Source organism: Rhizobium redzepovicii (genome assembly GCF_019793435.1).
Lineage (GTDB): Bacteria > Pseudomonadota > Alphaproteobacteria > Rhizobiales > Rhizobiaceae > Rhizobium > Rhizobium redzepovicii.
Genome location: NZ_JAILYH010000009.1, coordinates 96965 through 113543 on the forward strand (window position 1 = coordinate 96965; position 16579 = coordinate 113543).

The 16579-nt window shown below is 63.3% G+C and carries 14 protein-coding genes; 12 read left to right on the plus strand and 2 right to left on the minus strand.

Features of this window, described 5'->3' with window-relative positions; all coding sequences use genetic code 11:
• Positions 1-27 precede the first annotated feature (27 nt).
• On the plus strand, positions 28-1590 hold the full coding sequence (locus K6N12_RS15955; protein ID WP_131711250.1) for a 4-hydroxyphenylacetate 3-hydroxylase N-terminal domain-containing protein: 1563 nt from the start codon (positions 28-30) through the stop codon (positions 1588-1590).
• Positions 1591-1600: 10 nt separating this feature from the next.
• Entirely contained in the window at positions 1601-2113 is a 513-nt protein-coding gene (locus tag K6N12_RS15960; RefSeq protein ID WP_064841598.1) for a flavin reductase, read from the plus strand.
• A 259-nt stretch (positions 2114-2372) separates the two neighbouring features.
• Here the strand turns inward: K6N12_RS15960 and K6N12_RS15965 are convergent, their stop codons facing one another.
• Both K6N12_RS15965 and K6N12_RS15970 read right to left on the minus strand, forming a co-directional pair.
• A complete protein-coding gene (locus K6N12_RS15965; protein WP_097626243.1) occupies positions 2373-3851 on the minus strand; it encodes an aldehyde dehydrogenase in 1479 nt (492 codons plus the stop codon).
• Between the two features lie 58 nt (positions 3852-3909).
• Positions 3910-5364, minus strand: coding sequence for an APC family permease (locus K6N12_RS15970; RefSeq protein WP_183780185.1), 1455 nt, complete (start codon positions 5362-5364; stop codon positions 3910-3912).
• A gap of 323 nt (positions 5365-5687) precedes the next feature.
• On the opposite strand from K6N12_RS15970, the gene K6N12_RS15975 reads away from it, so the two are divergent.
• From K6N12_RS15975 to gabD, 10 genes are read left to right on the plus strand one after another with little or no spacing between them, the layout of a single operon-like run.
• Complete coding sequence (locus tag K6N12_RS15975) at positions 5688-6473, plus strand: IclR family transcriptional regulator (protein ID WP_097626241.1); 786 nt, start codon at positions 5688-5690, stop codon at positions 6471-6473.
• Complete coding sequence (locus tag K6N12_RS15980; RefSeq protein ID WP_222134933.1) at positions 6473-7726, plus strand: Tm-1-like ATP-binding domain-containing protein; 1254 nt, start codon at positions 6473-6475, stop codon at positions 7724-7726. The genes K6N12_RS15975 and K6N12_RS15980 overlap by 1 nt, the downstream gene beginning before the upstream one ends.
• Positions 7723-8373, plus strand: a complete 651-nt coding sequence (locus K6N12_RS15985; protein WP_097626239.1) for an HAD family hydrolase — start codon at positions 7723-7725, stop codon at positions 8371-8373. The genes K6N12_RS15980 and K6N12_RS15985 overlap by 4 nt, the downstream gene beginning before the upstream one ends.
• A gap of 15 nt (positions 8374-8388) precedes the next feature.
• Positions 8389-9744 carry an aspartate aminotransferase family protein gene (locus K6N12_RS15990; RefSeq protein ID WP_183780176.1) on the plus strand — a complete coding sequence of 452 codons (1356 nt, stop codon included), beginning with the start codon at positions 8389-8391 and terminating at the stop codon, positions 9742-9744.
• Between the two features lie 2 nt (positions 9745-9746).
• On the plus strand, positions 9747-11030 hold the full coding sequence (locus K6N12_RS15995; protein WP_183780173.1) for an aspartate aminotransferase family protein: 1284 nt from the start codon (positions 9747-9749) through the stop codon (positions 11028-11030).
• 7 nt (positions 11031-11037) lie between these two features.
• Positions 11038-12057 (plus strand): phosphotransferase, encoded by a 1020-nt coding sequence (locus K6N12_RS16000; RefSeq protein ID WP_183780170.1) that lies wholly within the window; start codon positions 11038-11040, stop codon positions 12055-12057.
• 52 nt (positions 12058-12109) lie between these two features.
• Positions 12110-12496, plus strand: a complete 387-nt coding sequence (locus K6N12_RS16005) for a 5-carboxymethyl-2-hydroxymuconate Delta-isomerase (RefSeq protein WP_183780167.1) — start codon at positions 12110-12112, stop codon at positions 12494-12496.
• A 44-nt stretch (positions 12497-12540) separates the two neighbouring features.
• Positions 12541-14058, plus strand: coding sequence for a 5-carboxymethyl-2-hydroxymuconate semialdehyde dehydrogenase (hpaE, locus tag K6N12_RS16010; protein WP_183780164.1), 1518 nt, complete (start codon positions 12541-12543; stop codon positions 14056-14058).
• A 30-nt stretch (positions 14059-14088) separates the two neighbouring features.
• Positions 14089-15069, plus strand: a complete 981-nt coding sequence (hpaD, locus tag K6N12_RS16015; protein ID WP_183780161.1) for a 3,4-dihydroxyphenylacetate 2,3-dioxygenase — start codon at positions 14089-14091, stop codon at positions 15067-15069.
• Positions 15070-15127: 58 nt separating this feature from the next.
• Complete coding sequence (gene gabD, locus K6N12_RS16020) at positions 15128-16579, plus strand: NADP-dependent succinate-semialdehyde dehydrogenase (RefSeq protein ID WP_097626232.1); 1452 nt, start codon at positions 15128-15130, stop codon at positions 16577-16579.

The following is a 16579-nucleotide window of genomic DNA, read 5'->3' on the forward strand; positions in this document are numbered from 1 at the left end:
ATCAATATTCCAAGGGAGGAACCTGACATGCGAGCTGAAGACCACCGCGGCGACAAGACCCGTCCGTTCACCGGCGCCGAATATCTCGCCAGCCTGCGCGACGGACGCGAGGTCTATATCAACGGTGAGCGCATCGCCGACGTCACCAGCCATCCGTCGATGCGCAATTCCGCCCGTTCGATCGCGCGGATGTATGATGCGCTGCACGCAGAGAAGACCAAGGACCGCCTGACATCGCCGACCGATACCGGCAATGGCGGCTATACGCATAAATATTTCCGGGTGGCGAAATCCTCGGCCGAGCTCGTCGCCCAGCAAGGCGCCATCGCCGATTGGGCCCGCATGTCCTATGGCTGGATGGGCCGCACCGCCGACTACAAGGCGGCTCTGATGAACACGCTCGGCGCCAATGCCGACTGGTATGGGCCGTTCAAGGACAATGCGCTCGCCTGGCACAAACGCGCCCAGGAAGCAGCGCTGTTCATGAACCATGCGATCGTCAATCCGCCGATCGACCGGCACAAGCCGGCCGATGCCGTCAAGGATGTCTTCGTTCACATCACCAAGGAAACCGATGCCGGCATCTACGTCTCGGGCGCCAAGGTGGTGGCGACTTCCTCGGCGCTGACACATTACAACTTCCTCGCCCAGAGCTCGGCGACGGTGACGGAAGATCCCTCGCTCTCGGTCATGTTCATTGTGCCGATGAATGCGCCTGGCATCAAGATGTTCTGCCGCGTCTCCTACGAGCAGACCGCCAACACGGTCGGTCAGCCTTTCGACTATCCCTTGTCGTCGCGCTTTGACGAGAACGATGCGATCCTGGTGCTCGACAACGTCTTCGTGCCCTGGGAGGACGTGCTGGTGTTGCGCGATGCGGCCAAGATCCTGTCGTTTCACCCGGCTTCCGGCTTCATGCACGGCTACTGCTTCCAGGGCTGCACGCGCTTTGCCGTCAAGCTCGACTTTATGGCGGGGCTGCTCGCCAAGGCGCTGCGCGCCACCGGCGGCGACGCCTTCCGCGGCAATCAGGCCGCACTCGGCGAGGTCATCGCGCTGCGCCACATGTTCTGGTCCTTCTCCAACGCCATGGCCCACAATCCCCAGCCATGGGCAAATGGCGCCGTGCTGCCCAACATGGAGGCAGCCCTTTCCTACCGCACCTTCATGTCGGAGGCCTATCCGCGCGTAATCGAGACGGTGCGCAAGGTCGTCGCCTCGGGGCTGATCTATCTCCCCTCCTCCGCCAAGGATTTCGGCAATCCCGAGATCGACCGCTATCTCGCCCAATATGTGCGCGGCTCCAACGACATGGGCCATATCGAGCGCATCAAGATCATGAAACTGCTGTGGGATGCCACCGGCACCGAATTCGGCGGCCGCCACGCGCTTTACGAACTCAACTATGCCGGTGCGCCTGAGGAGGTCCGGCTGCAGGTGCTGAAGGGCGCCGAGCGCGGCGGGCGGCTGAGGGAGATGGAAGCGCTCGTCGACCAATGCATGAGCGATTACGACGAAACCGGCTGGACCGGCGACACCTGGCTGCCGCCGCTCGATCAGGCATCCGCCGTCCGCAACGCGGCCGAGTGAGGAGACGGCCATGGAGGAGCAAGTCTCGAAAACCGAGTTCCGCGACGCGATGGCCAGGGTCTGTGCCCCGGTCAACGTCATCACCACCAACGGACCCGCCGGGCGCGGCGGGTTCACCGCCACCGCCATGTGCAGCGTCACCGACGAACCGCCGACGCTGCTGGTCTGCATGAACGGTCGCTCGGCCCAATGCGGCGTCTTTCTCGAAAACCACCGCTTTTGCGTCAACGTACTCGCCGATGACCATCAGGAGCTCGCCGGCTATTTCGCCGGCCGCCAGGCGGATATGGCAGCACGCTATGCCGCGGCGGAATGGGTCGACATGCCGTCGGGAAGCCAGGCGCTGGCCGGCGCCATGGTTTCCTTCGACTGCCGGCTCACCGAGGCGCGCCTGGTCGGCACACATCATATCTTCATCGGCCAGGTGATCGGCATTCGTGCGCGGGCGGATGGCAATGCACTGCTATACTTCGACCGCAACTATATCAACGTGCCGACGCAGGTGGGCAGTTTCGGGGGATAGGCGGTCGGCTTCCCCATTGCCGACCACCGATGGGAAAGCCGACTTGTTGTCGCCCCAACGGCTCGGGCCAGTGGCCTGCCCCTTACCGATCCGGGCCGAGTCACTCGTCTCGACTCGTCCCCCGTAAACAGAACGAGGGGTGCTAGGCGTGAGAGAGCAACGGAGAGGTTGCGGCTATCTCCCTTCGCCCCGCTAGCGGGGCGAAGGTGTCGGCAGGCGGATCAGGGGCTGACCGGCAGTTCGGTTGGCGCCGTTCCTCTCAGAGCTGGATCCACGCGGTTTTCAGATCGACATACTTATCCAGCGCATGCAGCGATTTGTCGTGGCCGTTGCCCGATTGCTTGACGCCGCCGAGCGGCACGCTGTTGTCGGCGCCGCCATAGGTGTTGACGTGCACGACGCCGGCGCGGATGCCGCGGACCATCCGATGGGCGCGCGACAGGTTCGATGTCCAGGCAGCGGACGCCAGCCCATATTCCGTGGCGTTGGCGATCTGCAGAGCTTCGGCCTCCGTCTCGAACGGAATGATCGACAGGATCGGCCCGAAGACTTCCTCGCGGGCAAGCGTCATCGATGGCGTCACGTCGAAGACCGCCGGTCGCATGTAATAGCCGCCGGTCTCCTCCAGGATGCGGGTGCCGCCGGTGCGCAGCAAAGAGCCTTCCGACACCGCCTGGGCGACATGGCCGAGGTCTTTCCGCAGCTGGATCTCGCTTGAGATTGCGCCGGCCTCGGTGGAAAGCTGCAAGGGGTCGCCGACCCTCATGGAGGCGGCGATGCCGGCGACCTTTTCCGAAAATTCCTGATGGATCGATTTTTCCACCAGCAGGCGGGAACCCGCGACGCAGACCTGACCGGAATTGCGGAAGATGCCGTAGGCGGAAATCTTGGCGGCCTGATCGAGATCCGGCGCATCGGCAAAGACGATGTTCGGCGATTTGCCGCCCAGTTCCAGATAGACGCGCTTCAGGTTGGAGCGCGCCGAATATTCCAGCAGCCGGCGGCCGATCGGGCCGGAGCCGGTAAAGGCGAGCACATCGATATCCATATGCAGTCCGAGCGCTTCGCCGCTGACGGCGCCGCGGCCGGTGACGACGTTGAGCACGCCATCGGGTAATCCCGCCTCGGTGCAAAGTTCGGCGAGCCGCAGCAGGGTCAGCGATGCGCCCTCGGCCGGTTTCAGCACCACCGAATTGCCGGCCGCAAGGGCCGGCGCAATCTTCCAGGCGCCGATCATCATCGGGAAATTCCACGGCACGATGGCGGCGACCACGCCCACCGGCTCGCGGTGAACGAGGCCGAGAATGTTGTCGGCTGTCGGGGCGATCTCGCCATAGACCTTGTCGATCGCCTCGGCATAGTAGCGGAAGGTGCCGGCGGCATTGCCCGGCTCGGCCTTCAGCGCCATGGAGATTTCGGTGCCGTTGTCGCGCACGCCGAGCACGGCGAGTTCAAGCGCGTTCTTCTCGATCAGTTCGGCGATCTTCAGCAGCACCTTCTTGCGCTCGGCAGGGGCTGCCCGCGACCAGCCGCCTTTTTCGAAGGCGCGCCGCGCCGCTTTGACCGCCTGATCGACGTCTTCGGCGCCGGCATCGGCGATCGTCGTCAGCTTGGTTCCGTCGATCGGGGAGATGACGTCCATCGCCGCTCCGCTGACGGCCAGGCGCCAGGCACCGTCGATAAACAGCGATTGGGGAGGAACGGGCTGCGTCCGCAACTGATCGATCTTGTCCTGCATCTCATGCTCTCACGAAAAAGGGTGGCGGAGATGATCCGCCACCGTTGATAGGGTTCGGTCAGGCTTCCTGCCCGGCGCCAAGCCGGGCAAAACCGACGGCATCCGCAGACTTCAGGCGCGCTGCGGCTAGCAATCCGACGATCCCGGCGATCAGCACGAGACCCGGCAGGAATACGCCGAGCGCGCCATTGGCGCCGGCGATGGCGCCAAAATTCGCCGAGATATAATAGACGAGCGCAAGCAAGATCAGCCCGGTGACGACAGGCAGCACCTTGACGGCCAGCACATTCCGCTCGAGCCCCGGGTTGCGGCTGAAAAAGGCGACGATCGCAAAGGCGGTGAAGGCCATCAGCAGGATGATCGCAAGCGTCGCCACATTGGTGAGCCACGAAAACAATGCGAGCACCGGATCCTGGCCCGTCATAGCAAAGAGCGCGACGACAAGAACCGCGATGACCGTCTGGATGATGGAGCCTACATGCGGGCTCTGGAAGACCGGATGCGTAACGCCGACCGACTTCGGCAGCAGACCCTCGCGGCCGGCGACATACATGTAGCGTGCAACGCCGTTGTGGAACGCAAGGACGCCGGCAAACAGACTGGTGATGAAGAGAACGCTCATCACGACGGTGATCCAGTGGCCGACATAGCGCTCGGCAAGGCCGAAGAGGAAAGTCGTGGGATCGGCGAGGCCCTGCAGTTCGGGCACGAGCTTGTCGGCGCCGGCGCCGTTCACCATTAGCCATGACGTCAGCATGTAGAAGAGGCCGATGATCAGAACCGAGATATAGGTGGCGCGCGGCACGGTCTTGTGCGGTTCGCGGGCTTCCTCGCTGTAGATGGTCGTTGCCTCGAAGCCGATGAAGGCGGCGAAGCAAAAGAGGATGCCGATCGCCGGCGTTCCGCTCCAGAAGGCGGTGGGCGTGAAGGGGGTGGCGGACAGGCCGCTGTCACCGCCCTTGGCCAGGATCGCAGCGTCAATGACGAGGACGACGAGATATTCGAGAATGACGAGAACCATCAACACCTTGGCCGAAAGATCGACTCGCCGGTAGCCGAAGACGGCGACAAAGGCGATGCCGATATAACTCCAGACCCACCAGGGAAGGTCGAGGCCGAGCTGCTCGGCGAAAAAGCCCCTGGTCGCTGCGCCGAAGAGGCCGAGGACGCCGACCTGCATGGCGTTGTATGCGAGGATCGCGATCAGCGCCGCCGCCCCGCCCATCAGGCCGCCGAGGCCTTGAGCCGTATAAGCGTAGAAGGCGCCGGCATTGCGGATATGGCGCGCCATGGCGACATAGCCGACGGCAAACAGCAACAGAATGCCGGTGACCAGCAGGAAGGTTAGCGGAATGCCCGCTCCGTTGCCGAGCATCATCGACAGCGGCACGCCGCCGGCAACCGCCGTCAGCGGTGCGGCGGCCGAAACCACCAGGAAGGTCACGGCGCCGACGCCGAGACTGTTTTTGCGCAGCTGGTTCTCAGCGGCGCTTTGCGAATTTTGCATATTCATCTGCCTTCGTTCCCCTTGTTTAAGGACATCCGATCATCGCTGCGATGCGCGCAAGCGACCTCCACCAGAACCGGACTGACAAACGGTGTTTTTGGCTTTTGTTGATTTTGCCGCCGTCAGCGCTTATGGTTCATTATTTGAACCGCAGCTTCAAATATAGACTTGCAAACAATCCCGAGCTCTGTCAAGTTAATTCGCATGTTAAGTATCTTGGGTCGCTGCCATGGTGCCGCAGTACAGGGTTTGCGGGCTGATTTGACGGATGGCGTAAAGCCGGATGCAACAAGCCGGGACATGAACCCTACTCCCCGAGAGGAAGAACGATGAGCACGATCGGAAAGGCGCTTTCATTGCTGGACACCCTGTCACGGCTCGGCAAGGACGTGGGTCTGACCGACATCGCCCGCCTGTGTTCGCTCGACAAGGCGACGGCACGGCGCTTTCTGGTGGAACTGGAAAAACACGGTTTCGTCGAGCAGGACCCTGACAGCCGCCGCTATCGGATCGGTTCGGCGCCAGTTCGGCTCGCCCGCATCCGCGAGGCCCGCTATCCCTTCCTGCGGGTCGCTGTGCCCTTCATCAGGACACTTGCCGAATCCTCGGCGGAGACGGTGCATCTTTCCGAATTTTCAGGCGGCCGGCTGTCGACCATCCATGTGGAAGATCCACAGCGGGCGCACCGCATCATCGTCGATGTCGGCAGCATCCTGCCCTTTCACGCCACCGCGTCCGGCCTTGCCTTCCTCGCCTTCTGCCCGTCGACGGAGATCGACGCGGCGCTGCGAAAGCCGCTCGAAAAATTCACCGACCATACCGTCGTCGACCCGCAGCTGGTCCGCGGCCTGCTCGACGAGACGGCCGCGCGCGGCTTTTCCATCAGTCATCAGGGTCTCGAAGCCGGCGTCATCAGTGCCGCCGCACCCGTGCGTGCGCCTGACGGCCGGCCGATCGGCTGCGTGGCCGTCGCCGCCCCGCTGTCGCGTACCACCAAGACCGCCATTTACGAATTCGGCGCGCAGGCGATCGCCGCTGCCGACGGAATTTCAGAAAAATACTACGGGTCGGAAAGGCTCACGGGAACCAGTCCAAAAACCAGGAGGAGAGATTGATGAGCCCTGCGGCTCCCTCGCCAAATATACTTGTCATCGGAACCGGTGACACCAAATGCGACGAACTGCAATTCATGGCGTCGGTCATCACCGAAGCCGGCGGCCGGCCTGTTATGGTCGATGTCAGCATTCTCGGCGACCCGCCCTATATTCCCGACCATTCCAAGCACGACATCGCCAAGGCGGCCGCGACCTCGATTGCGGCGATCACCGAAAGCGGCGATGAAAACAGTGCGATGGCCGCCATGGCCAGGGGCGCGGCGGCCTTGACCCGCCGGCTTTACGAGGACGGGCTCGTCGACGGCATCATCGTGCTCGGCGGCTCGATGGGCACGGATCTCGCTCTCGACGTCGCCGCCGTCCTGCCGCTCGGCGTGCCGAAATTCGTGGTATCGACCATCGCCTATTCCCACCTGATTCCGCCCGAGCGCATTGCGCCCGACCTGATGATGATCCTGTGGGCCGGCGGCCTCTACGGCCTCAACAGCATCTGCCGTTCGGTGCTGTCGCAGGCCTGCGGCGCCGTCGTCGGTGCGGCGAAGCACGGAACGAAACCGGATCGCACCCGCCCGCTGATCGGCATGACCTCGCTCGGCTCCTCCTGCCTGAAATACATGAAGTATCTGCGGCCCGAGCTGGAAAAGCGCGGTTATGACGTCGCCGTCTTTCATTCCACCGGCATGGGCGGCCGCGCCTTCGAAGCCATCGCCGCACAATCCGGCTTTGCCGCCGTCTTCGACTTCTGCATCCAGGAGGTCAGCAATCACCATTACGGCACGGTGGTAACCTCGGGTCCGGACAGGCTCGAAAATGCGGGCCGCGCCGGCATTCCGCAGATCGTCGCACCCGGCGCCGTCGACATGGTCGATCTTCAGGCCTGGCAGGCGTTGCCTGACATTTTCGCCGAGCGCCCCTACCATGGCCATAACCGGCTGATCGGGTCGGTGACGACCTCGCCGGAAGGCCGGCGGGAAGTGGCTCGGCTGATCGGTCGAAAGCTGGAACGGGCCGATGCGAAGGTCGCCTTCCTGCTGCCGACCGAAGGGTTGCAGGAATGGGACAAGCCGGACGAGCCGCTGCATGATCCGGAAGGCCTCGCCGCCTTCCTCGACGAAATGCGCCGCGCTGTTCCGCCCTCCGTCACCTTCCGGGAAGTCGACGCCCACATCAATTCTCCCGCCTTTTCCGCCGCAGCCCTTGCCCTTTTCGACAGCTGGGTTGCCGAAGGCATCATTCCGGAAGGACGGCCATGACAAGAGAACGCGCCCTCATCCTCGATTTCGGCGGCGTGGTCACCCGCACCCTGTTCGAGACGCATGACATCACCGAGCGGACGCTCGGCCTTCCCCAAGGCTCGCTGACCTGGCTTGGGCCGTTCGACACGGCGACCGACCCGCTCTGGGTGGCGATGCAGAACCGCGAGATCAGCGAACGCGATTATTGGCTGACGCGGGCCGGCGAGATCGGCCGAATGGTCAGAGAGAGCTGGACCGATATGCAGACTTTCGTGCGCCGCGCCCGCGGCGCCGAGCCGGAGTTGGTGCTGCGCCCTGAGGCCCGCGACGCCATCCTGCGGGCCAAGGAAGCAGGCTTGAAGCTCGCGATCCTGTCGAACGAACTCGACCTTTTCTACGGAGCCGAATTCCGCAAGCGCTTCCCGCTGATCGACCTTTTCGACGTCATCGTCGATGCCACCTACACCAAGATCCTCAAGCCCGACCCGCGCGCCTATGAGCAGGTGCTTTCCGAACTCGGCCTGCCGCGCGAGGCCTGCGTCTTTGTCGACGACCAAAAGAAAAACATCGAAGGCGCCGAAGCCGTCGGATTGCCGCATGTGCATTTCGACGTCACCCGCCCTGCCGAAAGCTATGCCCGCGCCCTTGCGATGCTGGGCCTCTGAACGAGAGGAATTGAGATGCGTGAAACCAACTTCATAATCGAAAACAATGCCCGCCACATGTGGCACCCGATGGCCCATCCGGCCGAAATGCAGGCGCAGCCGCCGCGCATCATCAACTCAGGCGAAGGCGTCGAGATCGTCGATATCCAGGGCAAGAAGGTGCTGGATGCCGTGGGCGGCCTGTGGAACGTCAATCTCGGTTATTCCTGCGAGCCGGTGAAGAAAGCGATCCGCGACCAGCTCGACGAGCTGCCCTATTATTCGACATTCCGCGGCACCACCAATTCGCCGCTGATCGAACTCTCCTACGAGCTTGCCGAATGGTTCAGGCCGGACGGATTGAGCCGTTCCTTCTTCACATCGGGCGGCTCGGATTCGGTCGAGACCTGCCTGCGGCTGGCTCGCCAGTACCACAAGATCAACGGGCAGCCGGAGCGCACCAAATTCGTCGCGCTGAAGAAGGGCTACCACGGCACGCATTTCGGCGGCGCCTCCGTCAACGGCAACCAGAATTTCCGCCGCAATTACGAACCGCTGCTGCCCGGCGTCATCCATCTGCCGGCGCCGTTCGCCTATCGCAACCCGTTCGACACCACTGATGATGCCGAGATCGCGGCCGCCATCGGCCGGCTCTTCGAGGACGAAATCGCCTTTCAGGGGGCCGACACCATCGCCGCTCTGATCGTCGAACCGGTGCTCGGCGCCGGCGGCGTCATCGTCCCGCACGAGACCTTCCTGCCGCTGATGCGCGAGATCTGCGACCGCCACGGCATTCTGCTGATCGCTGACGAGGTCATCACCGCTTTCGGCCGCACCGGCGCCTGGACGGGATCGCGCCTCTGGGGCGTCAAACCGGATCTGATGTCGACCGCAAAGGCGATCACCAACGGCTATTTCCCCTTTGGCGCCGTTATGATCTCAGACAAGGTGGCCGAGGTGTTCGAAAGCAGCAAGGGCGCATTCGGCGGCATCGGCCACGGCTATACCTATTCCGGCCATCCGACGGGTGCGGCCGCCGCGCTTGCGACCTTGAAGGAGACGATGCGGCTCAACGTCGCCGCCAATGCCGCCGTCCGCGGAGAGGAACTCATCGCCGGCCTCAGGAGGCTGCAGGACAGGTATGAACTGATCGGCGACGTGCGCGGCAAGGGCCTGATGTGCGCGCTCGAACTCGTCAGCAACCGGGAGAAGAAGAGCGCCGCATCGAAGGATGTCATGCAGAAGGTTCAGGATGCCGCCTATGAGGCCGGCGCGCTGGTGCGCACTTCCGGCGCCAACGTCATCATGTCGCCGCCGCTGATCGTCACGGCGGGCGATGTGCAGACGATCCTGACGGCGCTCGATACCGGCCTTGCCGCCGCGGGAGCCTGATCATGTCCGACAACGCTGCCCTTATCGCGCGCCGCGAGCGGCTTCTCGGCCGCAACATGTCGCTCTTTTATGACGATCCGGTCCATCTGGTCCGCGGCGAAGGCGTCTGGCTCTGGGATGCCGACGGCCGGCGATATCTCGATTGCTACAACAATGTGCCACATGTCGGCCATTGCCATCCACGCGTGGTCGAAGCGATCACCCGGCAGGCGTCGACGCTGAACACCCACACGCGTTATCTGCACGAGGGCATTCTCGACTATGTCGAACGCCTGACGGCGACCTTCGACAGCAGCCTCGACGCCGCGATCCTGACCTGCACCGGCAGCGAGGCGAACGACGTGGCGCTGCGCATGGCCCAGGCCGTCACCGGCAGGACCGGTGTGATCGCCACCAACCATACCTATCACGGCAATACCGCCGCCGTGTCGCAGCTCTCGACCCGCATGCCGCCGGTCGGCGGCTTCGGCGGCCATGTCAGGCACGTGCCGGCGCCCGACAGCTACCGCCCGCTCGGTGGCGAAGATGGCGAGGCCTTTGCCGCGGCCTTCGCGGCCGCAGTCGAGGCGGCGATCGCCTCGCTGCAGGAAAGCCCGCATGGTTTTTCCGCACTGATCATCGATCCGTTCTTTGCTAATGAAGGCTTTCCGGATCTGCCGCGGGGCTTCCTCGACAAGGCGGTGGCGGCGGTGCGCAAGGCCGGCGGCCTCGTCATCACCGACGAGGTGCAGCCCGGTTTCGGCCGCACCGGCTCTGATATGTGGGGCCATCAGCGCGCCGGCATCGTTCCCGATATCGTGACGCTCGGCAAGCCGATGGCGAACGGCCATCCCGTCGGCGGCGTCGTTGCCAATGCCGATGTGCTGAACGCCTTCCGCAAGGCCTTCCGCTATTTCAATACGTTCGGCGGCAATCCGGTCTCCTGCGCGGCCGCCATGGCGGTTCTCGACGTGATCGAGGACGAGAAACTCGTCGAGAATGCCCGCGACGTCGGCGAATATACGCGCGATGCCTTCAAGCGTCTGGCGCAAAAACACACGATCATCGGCGACGTGCGCGGCAGCGGTCTCTTCATGGGCATGGAATTCGTGGCGGACCGGGCGACGAAGGAGCCGGCCGTCGCTGAGGCGAGCCGGATCGTCAATGAAATGCGAGAGCGCGGCGTGCTGATGGGCAAAATCGGCATCCACCAATGCGCCACCAAGATCCGCCCGCCGATGCCCTTCTCCCGGGAAAATGCCGATCTGATGTTGTCGGTCTTCGACGACGTCCTGTCGGGGTTGTGAGGCTGAGATGACCGATCAATTACCGCAGACCATCCGGGATGACCTGTTGGAACGGGCGCTCGAAGCGCTCGACCATTGGGCGGTGCGGGCGGACGAACCTGTCCTGATGAAATACCGGGAAAACGCCGTCTTCCGCATCACTCTTGCTGATGGGCCGTTGGCTGCCCTGCGGCTGCATCGGCCGGGCTATCATGACGAGACGAGCCTGCGCTCGGAACTGGACCTCATGGCAGGACTGCGGCGCGGAGGTCTCGACGTGCCTGCCCCCGTAGCGACGAGCGACGGCGAGATTCTCGTCTTTCTTCCGGCCAACCGAAAGTTTCCCGAGCAATATGCCGACGTCGTCAGCTGGATCGACGGCACGGCCCTCGGGCAGACCGGCACGCCGCTACCGCAATCGGCCGAGACGCAGGCGGAAATCTTTTTCCGCACCGGCCAGGCGATGGCGACGATGCATGATCTGGCCGATGCCTGGGACCCGCCGGAACGTTTCCGCCGCCCGGCATGGGATGCCGAGGGTCTCCTCGGAGAAAGGCCTCTCTGGGGCCGCTTCTGGGATTGCCCGGGGCTTTCACGCGGCGAGGCCTCGTCGCTTTCGGCATTGCGCGACGACTTGCGGGACCGTCTTGCCAATGCGCAGCGACACGGCCTCGACTACGGCCTGATCCATGCCGATCTGGTGCGCGAGAACATCTTCCTGACGGGAAGCGAAGACGATATCGCCTTCATCGACTTCGACGATGCGGGATATGGCTTCCGCCTTTTCGATCTCGCCACGGCCCTGCTGAAGAATCGCCAAGAACCGGCCTACCCTGAAATCGAAAACGCCCTGATCGCCGGCTATCGCAACAGGCGCGGCCTTTCCGATGCGGCGCTGCAAAGCCTGCCGCTTTTCATGGCGCTGAGGAGCCTCACCTATATCAGCTGGCTTGCCGAGCGGCCCGAGATCCCGAACGCTCCCGAGCGGCTGTCGCGTTATGTCGCCGAAAGTCTGGAGCTTGCAAGAAAGCTCGATATCGACGCTTGACATCCATCACAAATTGATTAACGTGTTAAGTAAATAAGCCGTGGGAGGACGGATGCCACATCTCACCATCGAATATTCGGCCAATCTCGACGGCCGCGCCGACATTGGTGCACTCTGCGAGACGCTGCTGAACACCGTGCTCGAGACTGGGCTTTTCGAGATCGGTGCGGTGCGGGTGCGCGCCCTTCGCGCCGATCATTATGCGATCGCCGACCGGCTTGCCGAAAACTCCTTCGTCGACCTGAACTTCCGCATCGGCAAGGGCCGCACGGCCGAGGAAAAGAAACGCATTGGCGAAGCGATCCTTGCGGCGGCGGCTGACATCCTCGGCCCCCTCTTCGAGACGCCGCATTTCGCGCTGTCGCTGGAGATCCGCGAGATCGATGCGGAGCTGAGCTGGAAGAAGAACGCCATCCATCCGCGGCTTCGCGGCAAGTGACAAACCCCGCATCGCGGGACGAGACAACATCAGGGAAACAGACGATGTCCAAACTGCAGGAAAACATCGCAAAGGCGGAAACCTACCTTGCGCGTTTCAAGGAGCGCGGCGTCCTCAACCGCATCGGCGGCGAGGATGTGGGGGGCGGTGACGGCGCAACCTTCGAGACCCTCTCGCCGGTCGATCTGAAGCCGCTCGCCACCGTCGCCCGCGGCAATGCCGCCGATATCGACCGTGCGGCCAAGGCCGCCAAATCAGCCTTTGGCGAATGGGCCGCCATGCCCGGCGATGCGCGTAAGAAGCTCCTGCACAAGGTTGCTGATGCGATCGTCGCACGTGCCGAGGAGATCGCCTTCGTCGAATGCATGGATACCGGCCAGTCGCTGAAATTCATGGCGAAGGCGGCGCTGCGCGGTGCGGAAAATTTCCGCTTCTTCGCCGATCGCGCACCGGAGGCACGGGACGGAAAGTCACTGCGTGCCGATGGCCAGGTGAACGTGACGACGCGCGTGCCGATCGGCCCGGTCGGCATCATCACGCCGTGGAACACGCCCTTCATGCTGTCGACCTGGAAGATCGCGCCGGCCCTTGCTGCCGGCTGCACCATCGTCCACAAGCCGGCCGAATTTTCGCCGCTGACGGCCCGCCTGCTCGTCGAAATCGCCGAAGAGGCCGGCCTGCCCAAGGGCGTGTGGAACCTCGTCAACGGCTTCGGCGAGGACGCCGGCAAGGCGCTGACCGAACATCCGCTGATCAAGGCGATCGGCTTCGTCGGCGAAAGCCGCACCGGCTCGATGATCATGAAACAGGGCGCCGACACACTGAAGCGGGTGCATTTCGAACTCGGCGGCAAGAACCCGGTCGTCGTCTTTGCCGATGCCGATCTCGAGCGCGCGGCTGATGCCGCCGTCTTCATGATCTATTCGCTGAACGGCGAGCGCTGCACCTCGTCTTCGCGCCTGCTGGTCGAAGACAGCATCTATGACAGGTTCACCGCGCTCGTCGCCGAAATGGTAAGGCGCATCAAGGTCGGCCATCCCCTCGATCCCGAGACGGTCATTGGCCCGCTCATCCATCCCGTGCACGAAAAGAAGGTGCTGGAATATATCGCGATCGGACGCTCGGAAGGCGCAACGCTTGCTGCCGGCGGCGAGAAATTCGATGGTCCGGGCGGCGGCTGCTACGTCTCCCCCACCCTCTTTACCGGCGCCGACAACAAGATGCGCATCGCCCAGGAGGAAATCTTCGGGCCGGTGCTGACAGCCATCCCCTTCAAGGACGAAGCCGATGCGCTAGCGCTCGCCAACGACGTCCAGTACGGCCTGACCGGCTATCTCTGGACCTCCGACGTCACCCGCGCCTTCCGTTTCACCGACCATCTCGAAGCCGGGATGATCTGGGTGAACTCGGAAAACGTCCGCCACCTGCCGACGCCTTTCGGCGGCGTCAAGAATTCCGGTATCGGCCGCGACGGCGGCGACTGGTCCTTCGATTTCTACATGGAAACCAAGAACGTTGCCTTCGCCACCAAGCCGCACGCCATCCAGAAACTCGGCGGCTGAGCCGACCGCACTGATAAAGAGGAGGAACCCATGCCCCTGCCGACACCCAATCTCTATCCGCCTTTCAACATCGTGCGTCTCAGCCATGTCGAACTCGGCGTCACCGATCTCGCCAAGTCCCGCGCCTTCTATGTCGATACGCTCGGCTTGCAGGTGACGGATGAGACCGCCGATATCATCTATCTCAGGGCGCTCGAAGAACGCGGCCATCACTGCATCGTACTGAAGAAATCCGGCAAGGCCGAAGCCCGCGACCTCGGTTTCAAGGTCTTCGGCGACGAGGATCTCGACAAGGCCGCCCATTTCTTCAAGGATAAGGGCCTGCCGGTCGAGTGGGTCGAACGCCCCTATCAGGCGCGCACCTTCCGCACCCGCGATCCGCACGGCATTCCGCTCGAATTCTATTCGAAGATGGACCGCCTGCCGCCGATCCACCAGAAATATGCGCTCTACAAGGGCGTCAAGCCGCTGCGCATCGACCACTTCAACTGCTTCTCGCCGAATGTCGACGAAAGCGTCGCCTTCTATAACGAGCTCGGCTTCCGCGTCACCGAATATACCGAGGATGCCGAGACCGGCCGTCTCTGGGCCGCCTGGACGCACCGCAAGGGCGGCGTCCACGACATCGCCTTCACCAACGGCCGCGGTCCGCGCCTGCACCACACCGCCTTTTGGGTGCCGACGCCGCTCAACATTATCGACCTGCTGGATCTGATGGCGACCACCGGCTGGGTCTCCAACATCGAGCGCGGCCCCGGCCGCCACGGTATCTCCAACGCCTTCTTCCTCTATATCCTCGATCCCGACGGCCACCGCATTGAGATCTACTGCTCGGATTACCAGACGGTCGATCCCGATCTGGAGGCGATCAAGTGGGACCTCAAGGATCCGCAGCGCCAGACACTTTGGGGCGCACCGGCTCCCAAATCCTGGTTCGAACATGGTAGCCTGTTTGCCGGCGCCGATGTAGTCGAGCCTGATCTGAAGGCACAGCCGATCATCGCGCCTTGAACGTTTACCCGAAAGCGGGCGAAATCGCCCGCTTTTCAACGTTGGCGAGGATAGTGTCATGGAATTGAAAGACGCAACATTGTTCCGGCAGGCTGCATTGGTCGGCGGCGATTGGATCGAGGCGGGGGACAATGGGATCGCGGTTGATAATCCCGCGACCGGCGAGATCATTGGCCGCGTTCCCAATCTCGGCGCAGCCGAGACCAAGGCGGCGATTGCCGCGGCCGAGATTGCGCAGAAGGAATGGGCCGCCCGCACCGCCAAGGAGCGGTCGGTCATCCTGCGCCGCTGGTTCCAGCTGATGATGGACAATCAGGACGATCTCGGCCGCATCCTGACGGCAGAACAGGGCAAACCGCTGGCCGAAGCTAAGGGTGAGATCGCCTATGGCGCGAGCTTCATCGAATGGTTTGCCGAGGAGGCGCGGCGGGTCTATGGTGACATCGTTCCCGGCCATCAGAAGGATAAGCGCATCCTGGTGATGAAGCAGCCGATCGGCGTCGTTGCCGCCATCACCCCGTGGAATTTCCCTAATGCGATGATCACCCGCAAGGCTGGACCCGCCTTTGCCGCCGGCTGCGCCATGGTGCTGAAGCCGGCCTCGCAGACGCCGTTTTCGGCGATCGCCATCGCGATCCTCGCCGAGCGCGCCGGTTTCCCCAAGGGCCTGTTCAGCGTTCTCACAGGTTCGGCCCGCGCAATCGGCGGCGAAATGACCGCAAGCCCCATCGTGCGCAAGCTGACCTTTACCGGCTCGACCGAAGTCGGCGCCGAACTCTACCGGCAGAGTGCACCGACCATCAAGAAGCTCGGGCTGGAACTCGGCGGCAATGCGCCCTTCATCGTTTTCGACGACGCCGATCTGGATGCGGCCGTGGAAGGCGCGCTGATCGCCAAATTCCGCAACAACGGCCAGACCTGCGTCTGCGCCAACCGCCTCTATGTGCAGGAGGGCGTCTATGACGCTTTTGCCGAGAAGCTCTCGAAGGCCGTCGGCGCGTTGAAGACCGGCAACGGCTTCGACGAGGGCATCAATCTCGGCCCGCTGATCGACGAGTCCGCCCTTGCCAAGGTCGAGGAGCATGTCGCCGATGCGCTGTCCAAGGGCGGCCGTGTCGTTGCCGGCGGCCACCGCCACCCACTCGGCGGGCGCTTCTATGAGGCGACTGTGCTGGCCGACGTCACCCCTGCCATGGCTGTCGCCAAGGAAGAGACGTTCGGGCCGGTGGCGCCGCTCTTCCGCTTCAACGACGAAGCCGATGTGATCGCTCAGGCCAACGACACCGAGTTCGGTCTTGCCTCCTATTTCTACGCCAAGGATCTCGCCCGGGTCTTCCGGGTCGCCGAGGCGCTGGAATACGGCATGGTCGGCGTCAATACCGGGCTGATTTCGACGGCCGAAGCCCCATTCGGCGGCGTCAAACTTTCTGGCCTCGGCCGCGAAGGCTCGAAATACGGCATCGAGGAATTCACCGAAATCAAATATGTCTGCCTCGGCGGTATCGCCTGA

Excerpts from the sequence above, each read along its gene's own strand:
- K6N12_RS15975 (WP_097626241.1), top strand. The coding sequence starts at position 5,688 with ATGAGCACGATCGGAAAGGCGCTTTCATTGCTGGACACCCTGTCACGG.
- K6N12_RS15955 (WP_131711250.1), top strand. The coding sequence starts at position 28 with ATGCGAGCTGAAGACCACCGCGGCGACAAGACCCGTCCGTTCACCGGC.
- K6N12_RS16000 (WP_183780170.1), top strand. The coding sequence starts at position 11,038 with ATGACCGATCAATTACCGCAGACCATCCGGGATGACCTGTTGGAACGG.
- gabD (WP_097626232.1), top strand. The coding sequence starts at position 15,128 with ATGGAATTGAAAGACGCAACATTGTTCCGGCAGGCTGCATTGGTCGGC.
- K6N12_RS15995 (WP_183780173.1), top strand. The coding sequence starts at position 9,747 with ATGTCCGACAACGCTGCCCTTATCGCGCGCCGCGAGCGGCTTCTCGGC.
- K6N12_RS15960 (WP_064841598.1), top strand. The coding sequence starts at position 1,601 with ATGGAGGAGCAAGTCTCGAAAACCGAGTTCCGCGACGCGATGGCCAGG.
- hpaD (WP_183780161.1), top strand. The coding sequence starts at position 14,089 with ATGCCCCTGCCGACACCCAATCTCTATCCGCCTTTCAACATCGTGCGT.
- K6N12_RS15970 (WP_183780185.1), bottom strand. The coding sequence starts at position 5,364 with ATGAATATGCAAAATTCGCAAAGCGCCGCTGAGAACCAGCTGCGCAAA.
- K6N12_RS15985 (WP_097626239.1), top strand. The coding sequence starts at position 7,723 with ATGACAAGAGAACGCGCCCTCATCCTCGATTTCGGCGGCGTGGTCACC.
- K6N12_RS16005 (WP_183780167.1), top strand. The coding sequence starts at position 12,110 with ATGCCACATCTCACCATCGAATATTCGGCCAATCTCGACGGCCGCGCC.
- K6N12_RS15980 (WP_222134933.1), top strand. The coding sequence starts at position 6,473 with ATGAGCCCTGCGGCTCCCTCGCCAAATATACTTGTCATCGGAACCGGT.
- K6N12_RS15990 (WP_183780176.1), top strand. The coding sequence starts at position 8,389 with ATGCGTGAAACCAACTTCATAATCGAAAACAATGCCCGCCACATGTGG.
- hpaE (WP_183780164.1), top strand. The coding sequence starts at position 12,541 with ATGTCCAAACTGCAGGAAAACATCGCAAAGGCGGAAACCTACCTTGCG.
- K6N12_RS15965 (WP_097626243.1), bottom strand. The coding sequence starts at position 3,851 with ATGCAGGACAAGATCGATCAGTTGCGGACGCAGCCCGTTCCTCCCCAA.